Source organism: Mycetocola sp. Y171, assembly GCF_056713165.1.
This window is the reverse complement of record NZ_JBWYGX010000001.1, coordinates 536,331-561,488: the sequence shown is the minus strand read 5'-3', so window position 1 is coordinate 561,488 and position 25,158 is coordinate 536,331. Positions and strand designations below refer to the sequence as shown.

The window sequence follows — 25,158 nt, the reverse complement described above, 5'->3', positions numbered from 1 at the left end:
GCTAACCGCACGATCTCCTGCGAACCGTGCGCGCGGGCGGGTCAGGCGATCGGCTCGGCGAGTCCCTGCGTCCGTCGGGCGTGCAGCGATGCCGACCGGACGGCCCCGGCGCTCGCCACGACGACGAGCGCGATGGCCAGCCAGCTGACCAGTGTGAGGCTCTGGCCGAGCACGATGGCCCCGACGATCGCAGCCATCGCCGGAGCGAGGCTCATGAGGATCGAGAACGACGAGGCGGGCAGGCGACGGAGTGCAAGCAGCTCGAGCGCATACGGGATCGCCGACGACAGCACGGCGACAGCCAGGCCGAGCAGGAGTGCGGTCGGTGTGAACAAGGTGACCCCCGCGCTTCCGATGCCGAGGGGCAGAGTGAGGAGCGCTCCGATCGCCATCGCGATGGCGAGTCCGTCGAATTTGGGGAACCGTGCCCCAGTGCGCGCCGACATCAGGATGTAAACGGCCCAGAGCGCCCCGGCTCCTGCGGCGAAGGCGATGCCGACCGGATCCAGTGCCTCGTGCCCACCCTGGCTCAGCAGCACGACGCCGGCGAACGCAAGCACGGCCCACAGCCAGCTCGCCGCCCGGCGGCTCGCAATCACGGAAAGGATCAGGGGTCCGAGCACTTCGATGGTGACGGTCGGGCCGAGCGGCAACCGCGCGAGTGCCTCGTAGAACAGCACGTTCATGCCCGCGAGGGCGACCGCGAAACCGGTGACGGTGAGCCAGTCGGCGCGGGAGTACCCGCGCAGCCTCGGTCGGCAGATGAGCAGGAGCACGATCGCCGAGAACGTCAGCCGCAGCGCGACCATCCCGAGCGGACCGACTGCCGGAAACAGCAGCACCGCGAACGATGCCCCGATCTCCTGGCAGAACAGGCCGCCGATGACGAGCCCCGCAGCGCCGATCGGCGCCCGTGCTGCCGGTCGGGTCGGGGTCGAAGTCACGGGTTCAAGCGTACGGCCAGTGCCGGGCGGCTACCGTACCCGCACCCCCGCCACGCTCAACAGGAGGAATCACGCGATTCGGACGCTCAACAGGAGCGAACGGCTCGCCGGGGACCGCCTTCCTGTTTGAGCGTCAGAACAGCGGGCGTCACGCCTCGGTCGTGAACCCGATCGCCTTGTGGGTTCCGTCGCAGAACGGCTTGATCGCCGATACTCCGCAGCGGCACAGGGCGATCGTCCTGCGCTTGCGCTCGATCGGGTCGCCCTCCGGCGTCACGAGGTCGAGTTCGCCGCGCACGAGCAGGGGACCGTTCGGGCACGCCACGATCTGCGGGGCCGCCCGGTTGAGGTCGCTCATGTCCGCCTCCACGATCAGGCTTCCGCACCGGATGCCGCCGGCGCGTCAGCCGACGGACGCCCGGTCACGAGCGGCACGCGCAGCGACGACTCACCTGCGGTCCACGCGTCGAGCATGTGCTGCCCGGCCCAGCCGTCGACGATGAGGCATGCGGCCGCACCGAACATGATGTCGGCGCACAGCGCGGGCTCGTCCTCGGCGAGCGACCCGGCGAGGTCGCGTCCGGCGATCTGCTCGTGCACCGCATCCGCCTCGACGTGCTCATCGAAGTACCACGTGACATCCGCACCGAAGCCGTTCCGCCTGAATCCCCTGGCGTACAGTCCGTTCGGGATCGACGACGTCATCTCGAACGCGGCCAGGTGCCCGGCGATCGCGCCGCGGAGGCGCCGGTTGAGCCCGAACATCGACATCATGTTGAGCGACGCGAGGGTCACGGCCGGCACGTGGTCGACGTATATGCCGTAACGGTCATCCAGTCCGAGCCCACGCATGGTGCCCGCGAAAATCGCCGCGTGCATCCGTTCGGGGCGGCCGCCGCCGTATTCGTCCGCCTGGATCTCGACCAGCGCCGCCTTCGCACGTCCGCTCAGCCGTGGGATCGCCCAGGAGTGCGGGTCGGCCTCCTTGAGGGTGTAGATCGACCGGTGCACGAGGAACTCGGTCAGCTGCTCGCGGGTGGCCTTCGCCGCCACGTACCGCGACAGGCTCGGCCCGGAATCCTCGCCGGTCAGCGCGAACAGTGCTGATGCGACCGACGCGCTCGTCGTCTCGGGCAGAGGCGGCACGGGCACGACGGCGCGCAGTTCGTTCTCGAAGGCATCCTCGAGGAGACGGCGCAACGCGATGAGCGACGGATTCCACTCCCACCCGTCGTCCGTGTCGACCACACCTCCGTAGTGCAGGCCGTACAGCACGAACAGGGTCAGCTGGATGTCGTCGTCGTGCACGAGCTCTGTCGCCCGGGCGAGTGCTTCATCGGCGAGGGGAAGAAGGTCGAGATCGCGGATGCCGTCCGGCGCGTTCCCGAGGATGTCGAGGAGCCGGGCGCTGAGCGGCCCGCGGGAGCTGAAGGAGGGGTTCGGGTACGTGCCCTGCTCGAGCAGGGTCGGAGAAAGTGCCATTGTTCCACCATCGTCCGGGCTCCCGGCACCGGTCAAGGGCTTGCCATCGATCCTCATTCCTGCATGACGAGCCGTGCCCGGTCGTGCGAACCAGCGCGCGCGGGTCTTCCGGCTCCGCGCGGGCGAAGAACACCCGAGGGGAGCCGATTCACCCGCGCGAAGCAGCCAGGGCACCCGCCGTCCATCACGACCCGCGCCGCCCTGTCAAGCTCGGCGCCGGCAGCCTCGAGCGGCGATATGGTGTGCCTATGACCCCCATCCGACGTCGGCTCCTCGCCGTGACGCTCGCCGTGGCGTTCGCGCTCGCCGGCTGCGCGACGAGTTACCCGGCCGACCCCGACGGCACGCTCGACCGGGTGACCGGCGGCACCCTTCGTGTCGGGGTCTCGCCGAACGGGGACTGGACCGTCACCGGTGACGGCGACGACCCCTCCGGCATCGAGGTGACGCTGATCGAACAGTTCGCCGACACCGTCGACGCCGAGATCGAATGGACGGAAGGCGGCGAGGAACGCCTCCTGACCGACCTCGAGGACGGTGAGCTCGACCTCGTCATCGGCGGGTTCACCGACCAGACACCCTGGTCGGAGAAGGCCGCGATCACGAAGCCGTTCGCCGAGGTCGATGCGAAGGACGGCACGACCGAGAAGCACGTCATGGCCACGGCCATGGGGGAGAACGCGTTCCTGCTCGAACTCGAGCAGTTCCTGCTCGACCGGGAGGATGCGCCGTGACGGTCGTCGCGTTCGGCGAGACCGAACTCCCGAAGAAGCAGACCGAGACGCTGAAGAAGGCGATCAGGCTCGAGTGGATCACCATCGTGTTCCTCGCCGTCACCGTCAGCCTCGTGTTCCTCGTGCTCGGCAACTCCCAGGCCATGAAGGCCGCGTGGCTCGAAGACATCCTGTCGTTCATCCCCCCGATCGCTTTCCTCATCGCAATCAGGGTGGCGCGCCGCAGACCGAGCGCGAAGCATCCCTACGGCTATCACCGCTCCGTCGGGGTCGGGCACCTCGTCGCCGCCGTCGCCCTGCTCACGATGGGCACCTTCCTCATCATCGATTCGGTGTCTGGCCTGCTCGCCACAGAGCATCCGAGCATCGGTTCTGTCGAGCTCTTCGGCCAGGTGTTCTGGCTCGGCTGGCTGATGATGGGCGTCATGGCGGTCATCGCCCTCCCGCCGGTGTTCATCGGCCACGCGAAGATGAAACTGGCGCGCGAACTGCACGACAAAGTCCTGTATGCCGACGCAGACATGAACAAGGCCGACTGGATGACGGCGGTCGGTTCGATCGTCGGTGTCGGGGGCATCGGGCTCGGCATCTGGTGGACGGATGCCGCTGCGGCGCTCTTCATCGCCTGCAGCATCCTCTGGGACGGTGTGAAGAACACCCGTGCAGCCGTCGACGACCTCATGGACAGCCGCGCGACGACGTTCGACGAGGCGAGACCGCACCCGGTCGTCCACCGCGTCGACGAGTATCTGCGCTCGCTGGGCTGGGTCGAGGATGCCGGCTCCCGCGCCCGCGATGAGGGCCACGTCTTCCACATCGAATCGTTCGTCGTTCCACGGTCGCGTCGCAAGGTCTCACTCGCCGACCTTGCCGCCGCGCGCGACGGATGCATCGAGCTCGACTGGAAGGTCGAGGACATCGTGATCATCCCCGTCACCGAGCTGCCCCGGGTCGTGCGGGACACGCACCCGGCGCACGCGCGGTCAGCCCAGCGGCGCCCCGCCGGTTAGGAAGCGGGCGGAACGTTCGTCGCGGCCGGGGGTTCAGGCACGATCTCGAGTCCGCCGACCGAGTTCGACGAACGCACGAGCGCCTGGATCCAGCGGGAGTTGATCTGCGCGGCGCGGCCGCCGTAGTACTGGAACGACAGCGAGATGGCGCTGTGGACCCAGACCGTCGTGCGGCCCAGTCCGTTGGCGTTCTCGTTCCAGGTGAAGGCGAACGGCTCACCCCGGCGAAGCTTCGCGAGCATCACGATCTGCAGGTGGGCGAGGATTCGGTCATCGATGTTCGCGGTCACCTTCGAGTCGTACATCAGCGTTCCCACGGGGCGGGCCTCCAGGTCTCGAACTCCACCGCGGAGCGGCTGAGGTGTTGAATGATTCTATCGACGAACGACGCAGGCACCCGCCGGTGAGCTACACATGGACGACCGTGATCCGGTTCTTGCCCGCGTTCTTCGACGTGTACATGGCCGCATCGGCCGTTCGCAGGATCAGGTTGGCAGATGCGCCCGTCCTGGCGTTCGGACCGATCACGGCGATCCCGATGCTGGCAGTCAGCGGATGCCCGTCGGCATCCGGAACAGGCACGCGCACAGCCTTCTGAATCCTCTCGGCCACCACGGTGGCCGCGGCTTCATCGGCGTCATCGCAGAGGACGACGAACTCGTCGCCTCCGTACCGGCCGATGGTGTCCTCCTGCCGCACCGACGTCCGAAGGCGTTCGGCGATCCGCTGAAGGACGGCGTCGCCCGCGGAATGGCCGTTGGTGTCGTTGATGGTCTTGAACCCGTCGAGGTCGAGGAAGAGCACCGAGACCGGGCGTCCCGTTCGCCGTGATGTGGCGAGCGACTGGCTCAGGCGCTCCTGCAGGAGTTTGCGGTTGGACAGCCCGGTGAGCTGGTCATGGAGGGCCAGATGCGTGAGCTGATCCTGCAGTCGGATCCGTGCGAGGACCTGGGCCGCCTGCCGGGTCAGGGCGTTGGTGAGCTCGACGGCGTTGTCGTCGAATGCGCGGTGCCTGGCGAAGGAGTAGAGGATGACGCCGAGCAGCGAGCCGTTGTCGAATACCGGCACGGCAGTGACGGTCTCCAGGCGGGCAGAGCGGAGTGACGGGGCGAGGTCGGGAAAATCGTGATCCGCCGGTTCGGTCGTGTCTGAGACGGTGACGATCTGTCCACGTCGCACGGCCTCGGACTCAGGGCGGAGCGCGTCTGCCGGGAGGAGATCCTGCAGAGGGTTCGTGCCGGCGGCGAGGACGAGTTCGCCTCGGGAGTCGATCCGGAACACGGCGGCAGCCGTCGCGTCGACCGCGCTGCGCACCGTACCGGCCAGGGCGTCCGCGAGGCCCTGCTCCGTCGCCGCCGCTGCGAAATCGCTCGAGGCCTGCTGGAGGACGCGAACCCGCGCCTCTGACGATTCAGCGGCCCGCCGCGAAGCAAGAAGCTCGCGTTCGTAGTCACGTCGCCTGGTCGAATCGAACACGGCGATCCGGATCTCCTGCCGCCCGTCAGGGTCTGTCGCGATCACGGAGTTCACGAGAGTCGGAACGGATGCGCCGTCGGCGCAGGTCAGGGAGAGAGCGACTTCGTCGGCCCGGCCCTCCAGCCTCAGTACCGGCAAGTGTCGCGTCTCGTGGAACAGCCTGCTCCCCACCGAGAGGAGGCTCTTGAACGTCTCGCCGATCACGGCTTCCCTGCGGTGGCCGGTCATGCTCAGGTACGTGTCGTTCACCAGGGTGACGACACCGTCGGCAGTCGTGACCAGGTATCCGAACGGCGCGTTCTCGAACAGGTCGCCAGAGACGTCGCGATCCACCCCTCTGGCCCTCTCAGACACGGAGGTACGCCAGAATCGCGTCGCGGAGCTCCTCGGGTGCCGAGAGGTTCGGGCAGTGCCCGGTCGCTGACAGCTCGACCAGTTCGCTGCCGGGAATCTCGGCGTGAACGAACGTTCCCACCGACACGGGGGCGATGATGTCGTCCTGGCACTGCAGCACGAGCGTCGGCGTCGTCACTTCCTTCAGGTCGCGGCGGTTGTCTGACAGGAAGGTGACGCGCGCGAAATGACGTGCGATCGTCGGGTCGGTGCTGCAGAAGCTCTCGACCAGGGTGTCGCCGAGGGCGGGGCGGTCGCCGTTTCCCATGATCATCGGGGCGATGGAGGCGGACCAGCCCAGGTAGTTCGCGTCGAGGGCGTCGAGGAGCGAGTCGATGTCCTCCTGTTCGAACCCGCCCTCGTACCCGGTGGCGTTGATGTAGCGGGGAGACGGCCCGACGAGGATGAGCGCGCCGAACGATGCGGGGTCGCGCGTGGCCGCGAGAACGCCGATCATCGCACTGACCGAGTGCCCCACGAACACGACGTCTCGCAGGTCGAGGGCGTCAACGATCTCGAGGAGGTCGTCGGCATACCCGTGGAGGGAATCGTACTTCCCCCGGTCGTACGCGCTGAGCTCCGATCCGCCGGACCCGACATGGTCGAACAGCACGACCCTGAAGTTCTCGGCGAAGTACGGAGCGACCTCACGCCACATCTCCTGACTGCACCCGAACCCGTGGCCGAAGACGATGGGCCGTCCGTCCGGGTTGCCCGAGACGGTGACGTTGTTGCGCTGGAGGACCGTGCTCGTGGAGCTCTCCATGGTGATGTCGTTCCTGGTCGTGAATCGCGAGCCTCACGGCCCGCCGTTCGCACCTCCGCGACGGCTCACAAAGCGTAACCGACCCCTAATTGCACGGCAATTTCGGGGCGGGGCTTCACCGGGAGTCTCCGGTCGTGTAAGGGATCGCGATTATACGCACACGGAGGCCGGATCCGGGTGCGTAGAAAAATTCTCTCCCCACGCTGACGATGGACTATGTCCAATTGCACCGTCCCCAGACCCGGACGATTCAGGCTCGAGGCGCCGTCGTGCCAAGACGGAGGCTCGTGGTGACGATCGAGGCGGAACTGGAGGGCGCCGTCGGTCGTGCAGAGATCGTCGCGTATTTCCAGCCGCAGGTCGATCTGGTCACCGGACGAGTCGCTGGCGTCGAAGCTCTGTGCCGATGGCGCAACCCGCATCGCGGACTGGTCCCGCCTGCCGAGTTCATCCCGGCGGCAGAGAAGAGCGGCCTGATCCACGAGATCGGTGCATTCATGCTGGAGGAAGGATGCCGTCAGGCGGCCCTGTGGCGGAGCGTCGGGCACGAGATCGACGTGTCGGTGAACGTCTCGGCGCTTCAGCTGGCGAAACCCGACATCTTCAATCGGCTGCACGAACTGCTCCAGGAGAACACGATCCCCGACGGTGCGCTCACCATCGAGATCACCGAGTCCCAGCTCATCGCGGACATGGGCGGCGTAGCTTCTCGCCTGCGCGTGCTCAAAGCTCTTGGCCTCGGGATCTCGCTCGACGATTTCGGCACGGGGCGGTCGTCTCTGAGTCAGCTCCAGGATCTTCCGATCACCGAACTCAAAATCGATCGGTCGCTCGTTCAGGACGACACGAGCGCTGGAGCACTCATCGCCGTCGCTGTCGCACTGCTCCAGGAGCGCGGCGTGCGGGTCGTCGCTGAGGGCGTCGAGACCGAAGCGCAGCTCGAGAGGGTTCGCGAGTTGCACTGCGACCGCGCACAGGGCTTCCTGTTCGGGCGCCCGGTGCCGGTGGGTGAACTCGACGAGATGCTCGCGCAGACCCAGCCCTGACGCATCGGCCAGGGCGGAAACCTGCGGGCCTACAGGCCGCCGAACGCGTCGTCGTCGAGCTCCACCTGGTCGTTGCCGCTGTGATCGTTCGCGGTGTTGTCGCCCCCGACGTCGATCTGGCTCCACGTCACAGGCATCCCGGGGGAGAAGAGGATGTCGATCCCGGGGCCCGTTCGCAGCGGCGGGATGTTGACGTACCCACCCCCGGCCTGGATGGCCGCGAGAATCTTGTCGCGCAGTTCGGTGACGGGGTCCGGGAGAAAATAGTCCCGACCGTCGACGGTCAGCCTGTGAACGATCACCTGATGAATTCCTGTCTCTGCCTGGCGCGGCCTCAGCCGCGCAACCAGCACAACGTTACCGGCTGCAACTGGATCGACCGGACATCGGGAGAGGGCTTGCGAATCGCCCGCACGTGCCGAACATCCGGGGAACCGGACTTGACGTGGAGTGCACTCCAAGGTTCATGCTTGGCGTATGAGCATCACAGAGAGCGTTCCGGGGAGCAGGATTCCCGACACCGTGGTTCCGCGTGACGGCCTCACGATCGGCGCGGCCGCAGCGGCGAGCGGGCTGAGCGCCGACACGGTCCGGTACTACGAGAAGGCCGGACTGACCCTGTCCCCGCCCGACCGGTCGGCCTCCGGTCAGCGCAGGTATTACGAACGCGACCTGCGCTGGCTCGACATGCTCGTGATGCTCCGCAAGACCGGGATGCCGATCCGCGACATCCGCTCGTTCGTCTTGCTGTACAGCGTGGACGGCAGCGAACCGGAGCGGATGGCCATCCTCACCGCGCATCGGGAACGGGTCCTCGCTGACCTGCGTGAGGTGCAGGAGCACCTTGCAGCGATCGATCGCAAAATCGAGTTCTATGAGAAGAAAGTGAATCAGCAATGAAGACAGTCGCACTCGGAAACCAGGGACTCATCGTTCCCATCGAGGGCCTCGGCGCCATGGGAATGAGCGCCTTCTACAGCGGACGTGACGATGACGAGTCGATCGCGACCCTCAACCGCGCCGTCGACCTCGGGGTCACGCTCATCGACACCGCGGAGATCTACGGGCCGTTCACCAACGAGAAGCTCATCGCCCGGGCGCTGGGAAGCCGCAGGTCCGAGATCACGATCGCCTCGAAGTTCGCCCGCGAGGTGTTCGATGACGGCACCATCGGCCCCGTCAACGGCAGCCCTGCGTATGCCAGGAAGGCGCTCGATCGCTCGCTGCGTAATCTCGACACCGATGTGATCGACCTCTACTACATGCACAGGATGGACCCCGAGATTCCGATCGAGGAGACCGTCGGAGCGATGGCGGAGTTCGTCGCAGAGGGGAAGGTCCGCTACCTCGGTCTGTCGGAAGCCGCCCCTGAGACCATCCGCCGCGCGCACACCGTGCACCCGATCACCGCCGTGCAGACTGAGTACTCGCTGTTCGAACGGTCTCCGGAGGTCAACGGGGTTCTGGAGACGGTGCGTGAACTCGGCATCGGTTTCGTCGCGTATTCACCGCTCGGTCGTGGCTTCCTGTCCGGTGAGATCACGAAGCCGTCAGATTTCGCCGAAGACGACTTCCGCCGCCACCTGCCCCGGTTCAGCGAAGAGAACTTCGATCAGAACCTCGTCCTAGTCGAGAAGATCCGGTCGCTCGCCTCCGCGAAGGGCGTCACACCGTCGCAGCTCGCGCTCGCGTGGCTGTTCGCTCAGGATGTCGTTGCGATCCCCGGCACGAAGCGGCGCAGCTACCTGGAGCAGAACGCTGCGGCGGCCGACATCGACCTGTCGGCTGACGACATCGCGGCCCTCAGCGACGCGGCCCCGGTCGGTGCTGCCGTCGGCACCCGCTACGACGAGGCGGGAATGAAGCAGACCTACCTGTAGGCGGTCGCTCCGTCGTCGGCCGAACCGGGAGTGCACGCACCCGGTGCCCGCCCGTAGACAGCGGGAGGGTCGTGGCCCTACCGTCGAGGTGAGGGGATCTCGGCCTGGCTGCGAGCGGAGGACGGCATGACGGACGACAGTTTGCTGACGGACGCCGAGCAGCAGGAGATCGACAGGGCCAACGCCTCCGGACTCATCCCCGTCGTCTTCGTCCACGGACTCTGGCTGCTCTCCAGCAGCTGGGACCGTTGGCGGGCGCTGTTCGAGGATGCGGGGTACACGACCATCGCCCCTGTCTGGCCGGATGACCCGGAAACGGTCGCGCTGGCCCGGCAGGACCCGGATGTCTTCGCCCACAAAATGGTCGCGCAGGTCACCGACCACTACCTCGACGCGATCGGCAACCTCGAAGCCCAGCCCGTGGTCATCGGTCACTCCTTCGGTGGGCTGATCGCCCAGCGCCTCGCAGGCACCGGAGCATCCGCGGTCACTGTGGCGATCGACCCCGCGCCGTTCCGTGGGGTGCTGCCCCTGCCGTTGTCGTCGCTGAAGTCCGCATCGCCTGTGCTCCACAACCCGGCGAACACCAGGAGGTCGGTGCTGCTGACCTTCGAGCAGTTCCGCTATGGCTGGGCGAACGCGCTCACCGATGAAGAAGCCCACGAGCTGTACGAGGGCTTCCATGTGCCGGCGTCCGGCGTTCCGCTGTTCGAGGCCGCAACGGCGAATCTCAACCCGTTCACGGATGTGAAGGTCGACACCCTCAACCCGGATCGCGGTCCGCTCCTCATCATCTCGGGGGAGAAGGATCACACCGTGCCGTGGGAGATCGCCAACGCGTCGTTCAAGCGACAGCAAAAGAATCCGTCACTGACCGAGATCATCGAGATGGCGAACCGCGGGCACTCGCTGACCATCGACCACGGCTGGCGTGAGGTGGCCGAGACCGCACTCGAGTTCGTGCAGCGCAACTCCCACACGGCTCACTGACTGAGCGAAGCGACGAACTCCCGAATCTCGGAGGCCATGAGATCCGGCTCCTCGTTCGCGAGGAAATGGCCGCCGCGCTTCGGCTCGTGCCAGAACCGGATGTCTGAACACGCGCGTTCGGCGATGCTCATCGGGTAGCCCACCATGCCGGGTTCTGAACTCAGGGTGAAGGCGGCAGGCACCTCGATGAGCGGCCGGGGTGCGTTGTGCTCGAAGTCGAGGTACTGCCGGAACGAGGTGCCGATCGACTCCGTGACCCAGTACAGCGTGACGAGCGTAAGCAATGTGTCCCGATCGAACCGGGACTCCAGGTCGCCGTCGCAATCGCTCCAGTCCCTGAGCTTGTCGACGATCCACGCTGCCAGCCCTGACGGCGAGTCGATCAGGGCGGATGCCACGGTGTCCGGCCTGGTCTGCATGATCCAGCTGTAGCCGGCATCCGTCGTGTCGTAGGCCTCCTCCGCGTCGAGGAATGCCTGCTCCTCGGCCGCGACCGGCTCGTCGAACGTCGCAGGGAACGGCGGGTGGATCATATGGATGCCGATCACATTCTCCGGATACTTCGCGCCCAGCCAGGCTGCGACCGTGCCGCCGATGTCGCCACCGAACGCGGCATAGTGGTCGAAGCCGAGCCCGTCGGTCATCAGCGCGTGCAGGTCGTCCGCGACCTTCTCTCTCGTGAACGGACCGTCAGGCAGATCGGAGAACAGGAATCCGGGCAGGGAGGGAATCACGACATCGAAGGCGAGGCCGGCCGGCGCCCCGAAGCGTGCCGGGTGAGCGAGACGGTCGGCGAGGGCGAGCATCTCGGTGAAGGCACTGGGCCAGCCGTGGCAGAGGACGATCGGCACCCGGGTGGTGGCGTCCCCAGCAGCCGGGATGTGGGCGTAGTGGAGCGTCCGTCCGCCGAGGTCGGCCTGGAACTGCGGCACGTCGTTGAGGGCGGCCTCCTGTGAGCGCCAGTCGAACCCGTCGGCCCAGTACGCCACGAGGCCCCGGAGATACTCCGGGTCGACCCCCGCCTGCCACGGTGTCGCAGCGGATGCCGTGGGGAACCGGGTGCGCTCGAGACGTTCGCGGAGGTCGGCGAGGGTCGCGTCGGAGATGTCGATCGTGAACGGCTCGGTGGTCACCATGCCGACACTCTAGGGCGAGGGGCTCCCCGACCGCGAAAACGTCCTCCCACCCGGCCGACAGCGGTGACCCCCGTTTAGGCGCAGGACAGCGTGGCGCCGACCATCTAGGCTCAATGTGAGTAATCATCACGTTCACGAACCTGAACCCGAAGCGGGCGCCTGAATGACAACGACAACTGAGCTTCCGCGACGCGCGCCGGTCAGGGTCTTCCTTCTGTGGACCCTGCTGGTGCTGCTGGTCGGCGTCATCGCTGCCGGCCTGTGGATCGGGGTCCGCGGCGCATCGGCCGCAGACGAACTCTCGCTGGCGCGATCCCTCGCCTCAGGGCTCAGCGCGGCGATGGGGGCTGGCGACGTCGAGGATGCCGCTGACGCGATCGAGGAGGCATCCGGGCACACCGCGTCCGCCGTCTCGCTCACGAGCGACCCGGTGTGGAGGGCAGCCGAGTGGGTGCCGCTGGTCGGGGCGAATCTCGCCGCCGTCCGCCAGTCGGCCCAGGCCGTCGACGACCTGGTCACCGAGGTCGCTTCACCCCTGTTGCCGCTCGCAGGAGAACTTGACGCCGGATCGTTCGCCGGAGCATCCGTCCCGATCCAGCCCCTGGTCGATGCGGCGCCGACCGCCGCAGAGGCCAGGAAGGCCGCCGAGGGGATCTCGGAACGGGTCGATGCGATCCAGACCGGACAGGCCCTGCCGTTCGTGCGCGATGCCGTTGCGGAACTCACCGACCTGGTCGCCGAGGTGACGCACGCCGTGCAGGCCATCGACCGGGCGACCGCCCTTCTCCCCGCGATGCTGGGGGCGGATGCGCAGAGGAACTACCTCGTCCTGTTCCAGAACAACGCCGAGCTGCGTGCCTCGGGCGGGCTGCCTGGGGCGACGGCTGTGCTCGCCGCCTCCGACGGCGAGATCACCCTGGCCGCGCAGCGCTCGAGCATGGACTACCCGCGGCTGGCCGAGCCGGCTCTGCCGCTGACTGCCGCGGAGACGGGGTTGTACGGAACAATCCTCGGCAGGTACGTGCAAAACGTGAACCTGACGCCGGACTTCAGCAGGACGGGAGCACTCGCACAGGCGATGGCGGAACCCGTCGTCGGCATGCCGATCGACGGTGTCATCGCCATCGACCCATACGTGCTCTCCTACGTCCTGGAGGCGACGGGACCTGTCGAGCTGGCGGACGGGAGCGTGCTGTCGAGTGACAACGCCGTCCGCGTGCTGCTCAGCGAGGTGTACGGCAGCATCGAGAAGCCCGCGGACCAGGATGCGTTCTTCGCCTCGGTCACCCGGGAGGTCTTCGCCGCAGTGACCTCAGACGACGTCGATCCCGCACGGCTCCTGGCCGCGATCGTGCAGGGAAGCGACGAAGGCCGCATCCGGCTTTGGAGCGCGGATGCCGCCGAGCAGGAGGCGCTCGCCGAGACCACGCTGGCCGGGGTGCCGTCGACCGATTCCGATCCGGTGCTCGGCGTCTACCTCAACGACGCCACCGGCGGAAAGATGGGCTACTACCTCGACGGACTCGTCACGTCGACGTGCACGGGCACCGAGCGCCGCGTCACTGTCGAGCTCACGAGTGAGGCGCCCGCAGACGCGGCGACCAGCCTGCCCGGGTTCGTCACCGGGAACGGCGTGTACGGGGTGCCCGCAGGCTTGATCCGCACCCAGGTGCTCATCGTCCTTCCGCCTGGTGCTCGCGCCGTCACCCAGGCCGATTCCGAGCGGACGGTCGTCAGGGACGACGCCGGACGGGTCGTGGTGGCCCAGCTCGTCGAGGTTGAGCCCGGTGGATCGGTGAGCGTGGTCGTCGACTACGCGGATGCCTCGACCGCGCGGATCGACACCACGCCTGGGCTCGCTGTCAACAGCCCCGAAAGGGGACAAGCGGAATGCTCCTGATCGCAAGAAAGTGAGTTATTCTCACGTTAGGAGAGCACGCCAGTGCGATCCGGTCCCAGACAAGGAGAGATCCCGTGACACCGACCCGAACCCTCGCGGCAGCGTCCCTAGCGCTGCTCGCCGTCCTCGCAGCGCCTGCCCCGGCGTTCGCGGACACCTACCCACCCGGAGGCGGCGCGGCCGTCGTGAGCGTCGCGTGTGAATCGACGTTCAACGCCGAACCCGGCTATTTCAGCCCCGGTGAGACCGTCACGATCGAGATCCTCGCCGACAGCGCTGACGCCGCCGCACAGAGCGACGCGGACGTCGCGGGCTCGTCCATGTCGAAGCACACGGCGGCCGCCGACGGCAGTCTCGTCTACACCCTGCCAAAGGGTACTGCCGACGCTTCGCAGTACGAACTGACGACGTGGGGATCGACCAGCCCTGAACGTGGCCCGATCCTGTACTCGGCTGCGCAGGAATGCCTCGACGCCTCGCCGACGGCGGAGGAGGCGGCCCAGCCCGGGCTGCCGAACACCGGAGCCGACCTGTCCTGGCTGTGGCTGTCAGGCGGCCTCATCTTCACCGGCCTCATTGCCCTCGGAGCGGTCCACCTGGTCCGTCGTCGCTCCGTGTGAGCCGACCGTGGTCGTCGCCGACCCCAGACAGTTCGGCGACGACCGCGGGAGGTGGTCAGCTCGGGGAGCGCTCAGAGGGTTCCTCGGCCGTCGCCCGCGGGCGCACCCCGCGGAACACGATGTAGTGGTAGAAGAGGAACCGCACGAGCACGACGATGACGATGCTCACGAGGTTCACGATGTTGACGATCACCGGGCCTGGGGAGTGGAACAGGCTGACTCCGAGCGCGAGGATGCCGGCGCCGAGGACGGTGCACGCGGCATTCACCACGATGAAGAGGACGATCTCGAGCGCACGACCGTGATGTCCCCTGTGCTTGAACGTCCACTCGCGGTTTCCGAAGTACGCGTTCACCAGCGCGATGAGGGACGCGATGATCTTGGACGCCACCACATCCACCCCGAGCGCATAGTGCAGCAGGTTGAACACAGCGATCTCGATCAGGGTGGAAATCGCTCCGACGGTGAGGAAGCGCGTGCCGAGTACGGCGAGTCGGCGGAAGCGGGTCTGGGTGGGCATTCTGCGCTCAAGAGTACGTGATGTGGGGCCAGCGCAGCGAACCGCGCAGCAGGGGTGCTCCGCTCGACTACGCTGGCCTTTGACCTATTGCCCGAGGCCTGGGAGCGCCGTGCCATTGCAACATCTCGCCGTGGTGATGCCCGCCTACAACGAGGCAGAGGGGCTTCCCGACTTTCTCGAGGAGATACTCGAGCACGTCAGGCCACTTGCCGACAGGATCAGCGTCGTCGTCGTCAACGACCGTTCGACCGATCAGACGGCGTCCGTGCTCACCAGCCTCGAAGCGGAGTTGCCGGAACTCATCGTCGTGAATGCCGAAGCGAATCGGGGGCACGGGCCCACGGCGCTCGCCGCGTATCGGGCAGGACTTGCCCTGAGCCCGGATGCTGTCGTCCATGTCGACGGGGACGGCCAATTCCTCGGAACCGACTTCCCCCGACTTGTCCATGCGCTCGAGCAGGCGGGTGTCGATGTCGTGCACGGCGTGCGCAAGAACCGCACAGACCCCTGGTTCCGCACGATTCTGACTGGCTGTGTCGGGGTGCTCGTCGCCGTCGCCGTCGGCCGTCGCATCCCGGACGTTAACACGCCGCTCAGGGCCTACCGCCCCGCCGCCATCGCGCAACTGATCGGTGTCGTTCCTGACGACGCCCTCGTGCCGCACGTGCATTTCTCTCTTGCCGAACGACGACTGGGGTTCACTGTGCGGTACGTCGCCGTTCAAAGTCTCCCGCGCCGTGGCTCGACCGCCGCCGGCACGATGTGGGGAGAAGCGCTCGCCATGCCGAAACTCCCGCCCAGGCGACTCCGCGAGTTCAGCGCGCGTGCCATCGTCGAAGTATGGCGGGTGAGCCTCAACCCGGGTCGCAGCCGGTCGTGAGCGCCGGGGGAAGGGCGCAGGAAGGTGTCCGGGGGGCCCGGATCTGGGCCTCCGCGCTGTTCTGGGCCGCGTTCGGTCTCGTCATGGTCGCGCAGGTCCTCGTCATCGTTCCCGGGTTCACGGTCATGCGACTGTGGGAGGACGAAGCGTTCAACCTGACCGTTCCAATCAATCTTCTCGCCGGCCTCGGCTACACCAGCGACGGCACACTGTCCGGCAGTCAGCTCACGCCGTTCGACCCCCGAATCTCGACTGGTCCGGTGGTTCTGTTGCCGGTGGCCGCTGTCCTGTCGCTCGGAGTGGATGCCGTGATCGGCGGACGCGCCGTCATCCTCGTCTTCTACATTGCCCTGCTCATCGGGCTCTGGTTGAACGGCCGCCGGATCGGTGGACGGTGGTCTGCCCTCGCAGCTCTCGCCGTGCCCCTCGGCCTCAACACCTGGGATTCGGCTTCACCCATCCAGACGCCGATCGATGTGCTCGGGGAGGTACCTGCCGCCGCACTCGTGGTGTGGGCGGTGTTTGTCTTCCGCACCCGCCCGTGGCTGGCCGGACTCCTGGTCGGGCTCGCCCTCGAAACGAAGACCATCGCGCTCCTCGCGGTGCCGGCGATCGCGGTCGGCGTGTTCTTCACCGTGCCAGGGCAGGTGTTCTGGTCACGTGTGCGCCGGGTGGTGTTCTGCGGTCTCTTCGCGCTCATTCCCGTCGCGGTCGTCGAACTGTGGAAGCTGATCGCTCTCGGCCCGGCCGGCTATGTGCAGGTGACCAAATCGTTCGGCTATTTCCTCCTCTCCGGGGGGCAAGGCGACCATCGCGTCCCGGTGACCGCGAAACTCGACGGGCTCGTGAGTTCCTGGTTCTCGCCGGCCATCCTTCCCGTGCTCCTGATCGTCGGGTTCGTCGTCGTCGCCGCTCTCGTTGCCGGACTCGCCAGAAAACGGGCGCTCCCTCCGCTGGTGACGGACGCCTCGCCCCGCGAACTCGGTGTTCTGCTCGCGGTGGCGTTGCTCGGGCCGGCCACGTGGATCGGCTGGTGGTTGGCCTCGAGTCACCTCCCGGTGTGGATCAGGCATCCGTCCCCTGGACTGCTCGCATTCGTGCCGTTGCTTGCCGCATTCCTCGTACTCGGCGTGCGGTTGCTCTGGCGGGCGCGATCCAGCGGAGCGCCGGCACGACGGACGGGGCTCCGCGTCGTTGCCGTCGCGGCATCCATCCTCCTTGCGGGAACTCTGGCCGTGCAGCTTCGCGGTCATGTGGCGATCGCCGACCACGTTCGTTACGGCGAGACGCTCGGGGAACAGCGCGCGGCAGCAGCCACGATCGGTGAGCTCGGTGAGGAGCAACTGGCGAGCAGCTGGGGTCCTGAGGTGTCGGTGATCGTGTTGTCCGGGGCGCGCGCCGCCCTTGTCGACGCGCCCGGGTTCGCCGAAACCACTCGTGTCTACGCGAACTACGACCTCTCAGCGGCAGGGACCGAGCGGTTCGATGGGTCACTCGACGCGGTCTGTGCTGACGTCCCCGTGCGCGTCGGACACTACGCCGTGTGCGTCCCCGGCTGAGTGCCGGCGGGGTCGCTCGATGAGCACAGCCAGGCGGTCTTCTGTACTCGATAGGCTGTCACCACTATGAAGATCTCTGTGATCGGGTGCGGCTACCTCGGTGCCGTGCACGCTGCCTCCATGGCATCGCTCGGCCACGACGTCATCGGCATCGATGTCGACGCCTCGAAGATCGAAGCCCTCTCAGCGGGCCGGGCGCCGTTCTTCGAGCCGGACCTCCCGCAGCTCCTCACCACCGCCCTGTCCTCCGGGCGGCTGAGGTTCAGTACCGACATTGCGGATGCCGCGGGAAGCAGGGTACATTTTGTCGCGGTCGGGACACCCCAGCTCCGCACGGGCGGTGGGGCGGATCTGAGCTTCGTCGATGCGGCCGTCATGGCCCTCCTGCCGCACGTGGTCGCCGGCGACCTCATCGTGGGCAAATCGACAGTGCCGGTCGGAACCGCGGAACGGCTTTCGGCCCTCGTCGAACGGACGGGCGCGATGCTGGCCTGGAACCCGGAGTTCCTTCGAGAGGGCTACGCAGTGCGTGATACGGTCACCCCCGACCGGCTCGTCTACGGCGTTGCGGACGGCCAGGCCCTCGCTGTGGACCTTCTCAACCAGGTCTACGCGCGGGCGGTTTCCGAACAGACACCTGTGGTCATCACGGACTACGCGACCGCTGAGCTCGTGAAGGTCGCGGCGAACGCGTTCCTGGCGACAAAGATCTCGTTCATCAACGCCATGGCCGAGATCGCCGAGGTCACCGGGGCGGACGTCACCCAGCTGGCGGATGCCATCGGGTACGACGTCCGGATCGGCCGCAGGTTCCTCAACGCCGGGGTTGGCTTCGGCGGAGGATGTCTGCCGAAGGACATCCGCGCGTTCACCGCCCGCGCCGAAGAACTCGGCCGGGGCGAGTCGGTGGCGTTCCTCAAGGAGGTCGACGCGATCAACCTGCGTCGGCGTCAGAGGGCCGTGGACGTCGTCGTCGAGGAATTCGGAGGTACTGTGTTCCGCAAGAAGGTCGCGGTGCTTGGCCTCGCTTTCAAACCCGACAGCGATGACGTTCGAGATTCTCCGGCCCTCGACGTGGCGGTGCAGTTGAACGGCCTCGGTGCCGACGTGATCGCAACCGACCCCGAGGCGATACAGAACTCCCGCCGGTTGCATCCCCAACTCGCGTTCGGCACCCTGGACGAGGCACTCGACGGCGCTGACGCCGTCGTGCTTCTCACCGAGTGGAAGCAGTATCGCGCACTCGACCCGGCGGTGGTGGCCGGGAAGGTCCGGCATCCGCTCGTCGTAGACGGCCGCAATGCGCTCGACGCAGCCGCCTGGCGGTCTGCGGGCTGGACATACCGCGGCATGGGGCGCCGCTGACACGCGCCTGATTGGCCTTTCGGCGCGCGCCCCGTCTAGGCTCGACGGATGCCTTCCAGCCCCTTCACCCGCTCCCTGGCCGCCGCCAGGTGGCCGGTGATCGCCGGAACCGGCCTCGTGCTGGCCGGTCTCGTCGCCGGCAGCGCGCTGCTGCTCGGCGCAGCGGGAACGGAGCAACCGGCGGCCGGGACCGCCGGCGTGCAGACACGAACGACGGCATCGGATGCCGACGGCCCCCTGGACCCGGGCTCAGACGCCCTGTTCTTCGGAGACTCGTGGACCTGGGGCTACAGCGCAGAGCCGCCGACGGAGGGCATGGCGTACACGGCCGCCGCCGAACTGGAACTCGACGCAACGGTCGACGGCGTACCGGGGACCGGCTTCGTCAGCCCAGGCCCAGGCAACGAGGGCTCCTTCGCGCGGCGGCTCTCCGCCCTCGACCTCGACGCGGTGCCCGAGCTCGTCGTGCTCCAGGGCGGCACGAACGACACCGAGTCCACGCCGGAGAACATCGCGGCGGCACTGACCGCAGCCGTGGACGTCGTCGAGAAGCGCTGGCGGGAGGCGACGCTCGTCGTCGTCGGTCCCGGGCCGCGCACCTGGCCGGCGGAACAGCGGCTCTCCGCCGTCGACGCCGTGCTGTCCGGCACGGCGGCCGACCTCGGCATCGACTACATCTCACCCCTCGCCGAACGCTGGATCACCGAGGCCACGGCGCCGACGGTGCTCGACCAGTCGACGTCGCACCCGGGCACGGCCGGGCACGCCTACCTGGGCCGGGAGCTGGCCGACAGCATCCGGGAGCTTCTCGGTTGAGCCGGCCGCGGTCTCGCGGGCTGAAATTATCGGCTATTCTTATTGAGGCCTCCGGGCCATCGGGGTGTGGCGCAGCTTGGTAGCGCGCTTCGTTCGGGACGAAGAGGTCGTGGGTTCGAATCCCGCCACCCCGACAGCCAGACCGTTCGGTTCCGCAAGGAGCCGGGCGGTCTTTTTGTTGCCGCCGTGCGGATGCCGGTCAGCGGGCGATGCGGCGGCGCCGCGTGCGCCCGTCGACACCAGACAAGGAAAAAGCCCCGAGGCAAGGACACTCTGCCCGAGGCATCCTTGTGCGGGGGCTTCGTCCTTGTGCCGTGCTGAGGTCATCGCGGGCTGGGGAACGGCCCGGTCCGGATGTGAACCTCTGCCCGGTGCTACTTCTCGCGCGGGACGAGGGTGAGCAGCGTCGCCTCCGGCCGGCAGGCGAACCGCACGGGCGCGTAGATCGAGGTGCCGAGGCCGGCGCTGACGTGCAGGAACGCCGAGCGCAGGGCGTGACGCCACAGGCTGAGCCCCTTCACCTGGGTGCGCGGGATGTCGCAGTTCGTGACGAGCGCGCCGTAGCCGGGAACGCAGACCTGGCCGCCGTGGGTGTGGCCTGCGAGGATGAGGTCGGCCCCGTGATTCACGAACGAGTTCAGGACACGCTGGTACGGCGCGTGCACGACTCCGATGTGCACGACGTGCTGCAGGCCGGCATCGTCGGTCTCGAGCGATTCGTCGTCCTGCTGGCTGTCGAGGAGACCGGTGAGCAGGTCGAGGCGGTCGGCGCCGATGTGCGGGTCGTCGACACCGAATACGTCGAATCGTGTGTTCTTGATCGTGACGCTGCCGACCGCGTTGTTCAGGTTCTGCCAGCCGAGGGCATCCGTGAAGAAGGCGTCGAGGCGCCGGGTGTCGAGGTTGCGCTTGCGCGGGTGATTGCCCGGACGGCCGGCGCTCGACGGGCCGGTGAAGTACTTCAGCCAATTCTTGTGCATCGGGCCGTAGTAGTCGTTGGAACCGTGTACGTAGATGCCGGGGATGCCGCCGAAGTCCGCGAAGGCGCGTTCGACGCCCGGGATGCCGTCCTCGTGCCCCAGGTTGTCTCCGGTGTCGACGATGAGGTCGGGCTTGAGTCGAGCGAGCGACCGGATCCAGTCCTGCTTGTCGTGCTGCCACGGCGCCATGTGCAGGTCGCTCAGGTGCAGGATCGCGACGGATGCCGCGCCCTTCGGCAGCACGGGAACGGTCGCGTGGCGCACCGTGAACAGGCGGCGTTCAACGAGGGAACCCCACGCGAACGCTGCCGTGCCGAGAAGGGCCAGGGTGCCGAAAGCACCCCAGACCCCCCGGCCTGTCGTGGACCCGGTCAATCGCACTTCTGTTTTCTGACGGTCAGAGTGATCTCGTCCTCGGCTTTCGCGGCAGTGCCCGGCGCAGGATTCTGCGCCGTCACCGTTCCGGGGCCTGCACCGGCCCCGTTGTCCGGTTCACACACTTCCTTCACGTTGGCGTACCCGGCACCTGCCAGGGCGCCGCGTGCGGCATCGGGCGCGGCGCCGACGACGTTCGGGACAGTCGGTGACGGTGTTCCCGTCGACGGCTGCACGGTGATGGTCGAGCCGGTGGAGACCGACGCGCCTGCGCCCGGGTTCGTGGAGGCCACGAGACCGGCCGCGACGCTGGAGGCTACCGGCGAACCGACCTGGGTACCGAAACCGGCGTTGGCGAGGGTCGCGGTCGCTTGCTCGACGGACTGGCCTGCGACATCCGGGACCTTGACCTGCTTCGCGCGGATCAGGGCGTCGTCAGGCGCGGCGAACTTGTCTCCACCGTACTTGGCGATCGACTCGCGGAGGATGCCGGAGAAGATGCCGAACTTCGCGCTGAAACCGGTGACGCCTTCGTTCACCATGACGTCGTACATGCTGTCTTTGCCCTTGACGTTGCCGACCCAGAGCGAGGTGATGGCTTTGGTCGTTCCACCGGTGATCCAGGAGTGGACCGCGTCGTCAGCGGTACCCGTCTTGCCCATCAGTGGAGCGCCACCGACGGCCGCGCGGGACGCGGTCCCTCCGCCGTCGAACACGGTCTCCATGGCGTACGCCGCGGTGTTGGCGACCTCGGGAGTGACGGCCTGGGTACATGTGGTTGTCGGTGGTTTGATCTCTTCCCCGTCTGGCCCGATCACCTTGTCGATGGCGATCGGCGTGCAGGAAAGGCCTTCTGCGGCGATGCCGGCGATCGCCGTCGCAAGCGACAGGGGCGCGATCTCGTTGGCACCGAGAAGGGTCGCGGGGAAAGTCTCCATCGGATCGGCATCAGCGCGGTGAACGCCGAGGTCGCCGGCCGTCTTGAAGATCTCGCAGATGTCGAGCTTTTGCGCCATCGCGATGAAGGCCGTATTCACGGACCGCCGAGTCGCCTCGATCGGGGTGATGGCGCCGGGGCTCGTGCCGTCGTAGTTCTTCGGGGTGTACGGAATCGTTTGGGTGCCGCCGTCGCAACTGTTGTAGTTCCACTTCGAGAACGTGCGCTTTGACCCGCTGACCGACTCCCGCAGGGAGTGGCCGTTCTTCAACCAGTCCACCAGAATGAATGCCTTGAACGTAGATCCAACCTGGAAACCACCCGATCCGCCGTAGTCCCGGTCGGTGTTGTAGTTGATCGAGGTGTAGGAATCGTCTGCCTCAGACAGGGCTTTGTTGTTGCTGTACATCTTGTTCTGAGCCATAGCGAGGATCCGGCCCGTCTTCGGCTGCACCGTGACAGCCGCCGTTCCGATGTCGGTGTTCTCCATCGACATCGGGATGTACTTGTTGATCGAGTTCGCCGTCGCGACCTGCAGGTCGTAGTCGAGCGTCGTGTAGACCTGGAGTCCACCGCGCTTGAGCGTCGCCGCGCGCGCCTCAGGGGTGGCGCCGAATGCTTCGTCCTTCTGGATGACACGGGTCACGTAGTCGCAGAAGTAGGCCATGCTGCTTGCCGTCTGGCATCCCGTGCTCGGCTGCTGGATGTTCGGGGTGATCGGTACTGCCTTGGCTGTTGCGTGCTGCTCGGCAGTGATCTTTCCCTCTTCGAGCATCTTGTTGATCACGTAATCGCGACGTTCGAGGGTGGCGGCGTAGCCATTGGCCGCGCCGTTCGTCTCGCTGTCCGGCATGTCGATCCGGAGCCGGGACGGGTAGTTGACGATGGCGATCAGGGTTGCGGCCTGCTCGATGGTCAGGTTCGCGGCTGTGACGCCGAAGTAGTATTTCGCTGCCGCCTGGATGCCGTATGTGCGGGCGCCGAAGTTGGCGATGTTGAGGTACCCGAGGAGGATGTCGTCCTTCGCGTAGTCCTTCTCGACACCGATGGCGTAGCGCATCTCCTTGAGCTTGCGGCTCGCACCCTCGGCACCGCTCGCGGTCGTCGCGTCGTCGGCGCAGGCCTGAAGTTCTTCGTCGTCCTTCGAGTCGATCTCGCACTGCTGCACGAGGACGTTCTTCACGTACTGCTGCGTGATCGACGATCCACCCTGGGTGGTTCCGCCGATGACGTAGGTCTTGAGGATGGCTCGCGTCGTGCCCATGACGTCGATGCCGCCGTGCTCGTAGAAGCGCGGGTCCTCCGCTGCGACTGCAGCGTCCTTGGCGAACTGGGAGACCTGCTCCCATGCCACTTCCTCACGGTTCTGGTCGAAGAACGATGCCAGGAGCACCGGCTTGCCATCGGAGGTCTGCGCGAAGATGTTGGTCTTCTCCATCGACTGTCCGACCTTGAGGTAGTCGGGGAGTCCGTCGAATACGCCGATGGCGTTGTTGGCGGTCATCCCGGTGACAGCGAGGGCAGGGGTGACGGCAGCGGTGATGAGCAATCCGGCGGCAGCACTCAGGCCGATGAAGCCGAGGAACCCCCCGAGCACACCTCTAGCCGTGCGTTTTTGTTCAGGCATAGGATCGAGTTTAAGCGACAAATCTGAAAAACCGCCTTTACCCGGACATACAAGAGGAAAACATGCCCCGCTGGGAGTACATCACCACCCCGCTGATGATTCATAACACCGCCGCCATACTGAACAACTGGGGCAGTGACGGCTGGGAACTCGTGCAGGTCGTCAACGGTCCTGAGGGCGGCCTCGTCGCCTACCTGAAGCGTCAAGTGGCGGATGCCTGATGTCGCGGATCGCGGATCGTCTCGCTGAACTCGGACTCACCCTTCCCGCCGTCGCGACGCCCGTCGCGGCGTACGTTCCCGCAGTCGTGCAGGGCAACCTGGTCTACACCTCAGGGCAGCTGCCGTTCGTGGACGGCACCCTGCTCGCCACCGGCAAGGTCGGCGGATCCGTGTCGGCCGAAGACGCGAAGTCGTACGCGGCGACCTGCGTGCTCAACGCGCTTGCGGCCGCAGACAGCGTGATCGGCTCTCTCGACCGGGTCACCCAGGTCGTGAAGGTCACCGGCTTCGTGGCATCCGACCCGTCGTTCACCGGTCAGCCCGGTGTCATCAACGGTGCGTCCAACCTGCTCGGCGAGATCTTCGGAGACGCGGGCATCCACGCCCGCTCGGCCGTCGGTGTTGCTGTGCTGCCGCTCGACGCGCCCGTCGAAGTGGAGCTCGTGCTCGCGTTCGCGTAGTGCCCGCACGTTTAGCAGGAGATCGCACGGTTATCAGGATGCCTTCGGGCATTTGATCCTGATAACCGTGCGATCTCCTGTTTTGCGTCTGCCCGGCCGTCTCCTGCACAGCGGGGGTCGCTCGCCGAGCTGTCCACAGACCGGTGATCACATCGCATGACCAGTTCAGTTCCGCCATCGTCGATGGATGGACGTTGAGGAATGGGTGCGGCGCAACGGGCGAATCGCGCACACGAGCGACATCATCCGGGCCGGTGGCACGAAATACGGGATCCGTGCGTCGCTGGCGTCAGGGACGCTGAGTCGCGTCCGGCGTGACTGGCTCGCGATTCCCGATTGCGATCCGGCTCTCAGGACGGCTGCCATACATGGCGGGCGGCTGACGTGTCTCACCGCCGCGCAGCGCTACGGGCTGTGGACGGCCGCTCATACCGAGATGCACCTGGCAGTGCCGAGGAACGCCGGCCGGCTGCATCTGCCGCCGAACGTCAAAGCTCACTGGTCCATGGGCCCGGTGTCGTCGTCGTCCTTGCAGCTTCTCGACCCGCTCGAGAACGTGCTCGTCCGGGTCGCCGAGTGCCAGCCCTCTGAGGCCGCGGTAGTGGTTCTCGACTCCGCGCTCCGGCTCAGGAAGGTCTCGCCCATGCATCTGCGACGGGTGGTGACCCGGTCGACGCGGTTCGCGGCCGCCGTGGAAGCCGCGAGCGAGTTCTCAGACTCGGGTATCGAGTCCATCCCACGTATCCGTCTGGCCCGGATCGGAGTCGAGATGCGTCAGCAGGTCATCATCGACGACCACCCCGTCGACGGCCTGATCGGTGATCGTCTCATTCTGCAGATCGACGGGTACGGCCCTCACTCGAGCGCGGATCGCCGCCGCCGCGACCTCCGACAGGATGCTCGCCTCAAGCTCATGGGCTATACGGTTCTGCGGTTCGATTACGCGCAGGTCGTAGGGGACTGGGCCTACGTTCAGGCCACGATCCTCTCTGCAATGGCTCAGGGGCTTCACCGTGCGACCTGACAGCGCCGTGAGGGCA

At 66.9% G+C, this 25,158-nt stretch carries 26 protein-coding genes and 1 tRNA gene; 16 read left to right on the top strand and 11 right to left on the bottom strand.

The annotated features are described in order from the left end of the window. Positions 1–41: 41 nt before the first annotated feature. The 3 genes from AC1M2K_RS02680 to AC1M2K_RS02670 all read right to left on the bottom strand — a co-directional run bounded on the left by AC1M2K_RS02680 (position 42) and on the right by AC1M2K_RS02670 (position 2,426). Complete coding sequence (locus AC1M2K_RS02680) at positions 42–944, bottom strand: EamA family transporter (protein ID WP_480239727.1); 903 nt, start codon at positions 942–944, stop codon at positions 42–44. Positions 945–1,092: 148 nt separating this feature from the next. Continuing rightward, entirely contained in the window at positions 1,093–1,302 is a 210-nt protein-coding gene (locus AC1M2K_RS02675; RefSeq protein WP_480239726.1) for a CDGSH iron-sulfur domain-containing protein, read from the bottom strand. 14 nt (positions 1,303–1,316) lie between these two features. After that, positions 1,317–2,426, bottom strand: a complete 1,110-nt coding sequence (locus tag AC1M2K_RS02670; protein WP_480239725.1) for an iron-containing redox enzyme family protein — start codon at positions 2,424–2,426, stop codon at positions 1,317–1,319. 248 nt (positions 2,427–2,674) lie between these two features. On the opposite strand from AC1M2K_RS02670, the gene AC1M2K_RS02665 reads away from it, so the two are divergent. Both AC1M2K_RS02665 and AC1M2K_RS02660 read left to right on the top strand, forming a co-directional pair. Further along, positions 2,675–3,160, top strand: coding sequence for a transporter substrate-binding domain-containing protein (locus AC1M2K_RS02665; protein ID WP_480239724.1), 486 nt, complete (start codon positions 2,675–2,677; stop codon positions 3,158–3,160). Beyond that, positions 3,157–4,170: a cation efflux transmembrane domain-containing protein gene (locus tag AC1M2K_RS02660; RefSeq protein ID WP_480239723.1), complete on the top strand. Its 1,014-nt coding sequence runs from the start codon at positions 3,157–3,159 to the stop codon at positions 4,168–4,170. Before AC1M2K_RS02665 ends, AC1M2K_RS02660 begins: the two co-directional genes overlap by 4 nt. Here AC1M2K_RS02660 and AC1M2K_RS02655 read toward each other — a convergent pair. The 3 genes from AC1M2K_RS02655 to AC1M2K_RS02645 form a co-directional block, all read right to left on the bottom strand. Further along, entirely contained in the window at positions 4,167–4,475 is a 309-nt protein-coding gene (locus tag AC1M2K_RS02655) for a DUF7882 family protein (RefSeq protein ID WP_480239722.1), read from the bottom strand. The two genes, AC1M2K_RS02660 and AC1M2K_RS02655, sit on opposite strands and share 4 nt — an antisense overlap. Before the next feature lie 103 nt (positions 4,476–4,578). Then, positions 4,579–5,979, bottom strand: a complete 1,401-nt coding sequence (locus AC1M2K_RS02650; protein WP_480239721.1) for a sensor domain-containing protein — start codon at positions 5,977–5,979, stop codon at positions 4,579–4,581. A 13-nt stretch (positions 5,980–5,992) separates the two neighbouring features. Beyond that, on the bottom strand, positions 5,993–6,805 hold the full coding sequence (locus AC1M2K_RS02645; protein WP_480239720.1) for an alpha/beta fold hydrolase: 813 nt from the start codon (positions 6,803–6,805) through the stop codon (positions 5,993–5,995). A gap of 269 nt (positions 6,806–7,074) precedes the next feature. Here AC1M2K_RS02645 and AC1M2K_RS02640 point away from each other — a divergent pair, with 269 nt between their 5' ends. Continuing rightward, entirely contained in the window at positions 7,075–7,851 is a 777-nt protein-coding gene (locus AC1M2K_RS02640) for a putative bifunctional diguanylate cyclase/phosphodiesterase (RefSeq protein WP_480239719.1), read from the top strand. 29 nt (positions 7,852–7,880) lie between these two features. On the opposite strand, the gene AC1M2K_RS02635 is transcribed toward AC1M2K_RS02640, so the two are convergent. Then, complete coding sequence (locus AC1M2K_RS02635) at positions 7,881–8,153, bottom strand: hypothetical protein (RefSeq protein ID WP_480239718.1); 273 nt, start codon at positions 8,151–8,153, stop codon at positions 7,881–7,883. Positions 8,154–8,328: 175 nt separating this feature from the next. Here AC1M2K_RS02635 and AC1M2K_RS02630 point away from each other — a divergent pair, with 175 nt between their 5' ends. From AC1M2K_RS02630 to AC1M2K_RS02620, 3 genes are all read left to right on the top strand, one after another. After that, positions 8,329–8,751: a MerR family transcriptional regulator gene (locus AC1M2K_RS02630; RefSeq protein WP_480239717.1), complete on the top strand. Its 423-nt coding sequence runs from the start codon at positions 8,329–8,331 to the stop codon at positions 8,749–8,751. Further along, a complete protein-coding gene (locus tag AC1M2K_RS02625; RefSeq protein WP_480239716.1) occupies positions 8,748–9,731 on the top strand; it encodes an aldo/keto reductase in 984 nt (327 codons plus the stop codon). The genes AC1M2K_RS02630 and AC1M2K_RS02625 overlap by 4 nt, the downstream gene beginning before the upstream one ends. 126 nt (positions 9,732–9,857) lie before the next feature. Continuing rightward, positions 9,858–10,721 carry an alpha/beta hydrolase gene (locus AC1M2K_RS02620; RefSeq protein ID WP_480237862.1) on the top strand — a complete coding sequence of 288 codons (864 nt, stop codon included), beginning with the start codon at positions 9,858–9,860 and terminating at the stop codon, positions 10,719–10,721. Here the strand turns inward: AC1M2K_RS02620 and AC1M2K_RS02615 are convergent. Beyond that, complete coding sequence (locus AC1M2K_RS02615) at positions 10,715–11,857, bottom strand: epoxide hydrolase family protein (protein WP_480239715.1); 1,143 nt, start codon at positions 11,855–11,857, stop codon at positions 10,715–10,717. The two genes, AC1M2K_RS02620 and AC1M2K_RS02615, sit on opposite strands and share 7 nt — an antisense overlap. Before the next feature lie 163 nt (positions 11,858–12,020). Here AC1M2K_RS02615 and AC1M2K_RS02610 point away from each other — a divergent pair, with 163 nt between their 5' ends. After that, the gene (locus AC1M2K_RS02610; RefSeq protein WP_480239714.1) at positions 12,021–13,757 is read left to right on the top strand and encodes a DUF4012 domain-containing protein; all 1,737 of its coding nucleotides are present in this window, start codon (positions 12,021–12,023) and stop codon (positions 13,755–13,757) included. Positions 13,758–13,831: 74 nt separating this feature from the next. Next, the gene (locus AC1M2K_RS02605; RefSeq protein ID WP_480237859.1) at positions 13,832–14,377 is read left to right on the top strand and encodes an LPXTG cell wall anchor domain-containing protein; all 546 of its coding nucleotides are present in this window, start codon (positions 13,832–13,834) and stop codon (positions 14,375–14,377) included. A 55-nt stretch (positions 14,378–14,432) separates the two neighbouring features. Here the strand turns inward: AC1M2K_RS02605 and AC1M2K_RS02600 are convergent, their stop codons facing one another. Beyond that, a complete protein-coding gene (locus AC1M2K_RS02600; protein WP_480239713.1) occupies positions 14,433–14,897 on the bottom strand; it encodes a GtrA family protein in 465 nt (154 codons plus the stop codon). A 109-nt stretch (positions 14,898–15,006) separates the two neighbouring features. Between AC1M2K_RS02600 and AC1M2K_RS02595 the strand changes: the two genes are divergently transcribed. From AC1M2K_RS02595 to AC1M2K_RS02575, 5 genes are all read left to right on the top strand, one after another. After that, positions 15,007–15,777 (top strand): glycosyltransferase family 2 protein, encoded by a 771-nt coding sequence (locus tag AC1M2K_RS02595; protein WP_480239712.1) that lies wholly within the window; start codon positions 15,007–15,009, stop codon positions 15,775–15,777. Further along, complete coding sequence (locus AC1M2K_RS02590; RefSeq protein WP_480239711.1) at positions 15,774–17,336, top strand: hypothetical protein; 1,563 nt, start codon at positions 15,774–15,776, stop codon at positions 17,334–17,336. Before AC1M2K_RS02595 ends, AC1M2K_RS02590 begins: the two co-directional genes overlap by 4 nt. A 66-nt stretch (positions 17,337–17,402) precedes the next feature. Further along, positions 17,403–18,701 (top strand): UDP-glucose dehydrogenase family protein, encoded by a 1,299-nt coding sequence (locus AC1M2K_RS02585; RefSeq protein ID WP_480239710.1) that lies wholly within the window; start codon positions 17,403–17,405, stop codon positions 18,699–18,701. 48 nt (positions 18,702–18,749) lie between these two features. Beyond that, positions 18,750–19,517: an SGNH/GDSL hydrolase family protein gene (locus AC1M2K_RS02580; RefSeq protein ID WP_480239709.1), complete on the top strand. Its 768-nt coding sequence runs from the start codon at positions 18,750–18,752 to the stop codon at positions 19,515–19,517. A 60-nt stretch (positions 19,518–19,577) separates the two neighbouring features. After that, positions 19,578–19,651, top strand: a tRNA-Pro gene (locus tag AC1M2K_RS02575). Positions 19,652–19,891: 240 nt separating this feature from the next. Here the strand turns inward: AC1M2K_RS02575 and AC1M2K_RS02570 are convergent. Next, complete coding sequence (locus AC1M2K_RS02570) at positions 19,892–20,872, bottom strand: metallophosphoesterase (RefSeq protein WP_480239708.1); 981 nt, start codon at positions 20,870–20,872, stop codon at positions 19,892–19,894. Continuing rightward, the gene (locus AC1M2K_RS02565) at positions 20,869–23,436 is read right to left on the bottom strand and encodes a transglycosylase domain-containing protein (protein ID WP_480239707.1); all 2,568 of its coding nucleotides are present in this window, start codon (positions 23,434–23,436) and stop codon (positions 20,869–20,871) included. Before AC1M2K_RS02565 ends, AC1M2K_RS02570 begins: the two co-directional genes overlap by 4 nt. A 62-nt stretch (positions 23,437–23,498) precedes the next feature. Here AC1M2K_RS02565 and sp36 point away from each other — a divergent pair, with 62 nt between their 5' ends. The 3 genes from sp36 (at position 23,499) to AC1M2K_RS02550 (ending at position 25,142) form a co-directional block, all read left to right on the top strand. Then, positions 23,499–23,657, top strand: coding sequence for a Sp36 family protein (gene sp36, locus AC1M2K_RS02560; protein WP_480237852.1), 159 nt, complete (start codon positions 23,499–23,501; stop codon positions 23,655–23,657). Further along, entirely contained in the window at positions 23,657–24,118 is a 462-nt protein-coding gene (locus AC1M2K_RS02555; protein WP_480237851.1) for a RidA family protein, read from the top strand. The genes sp36 and AC1M2K_RS02555 overlap by 1 nt, the downstream gene beginning before the upstream one ends. A 187-nt stretch (positions 24,119–24,305) precedes the next feature. Further along, positions 24,306–25,142 (top strand): DUF559 domain-containing protein, encoded by an 837-nt coding sequence (locus AC1M2K_RS02550; RefSeq protein ID WP_480239706.1) that lies wholly within the window; start codon positions 24,306–24,308, stop codon positions 25,140–25,142. Positions 25,143–25,158 lie beyond the last annotated feature (16 nt).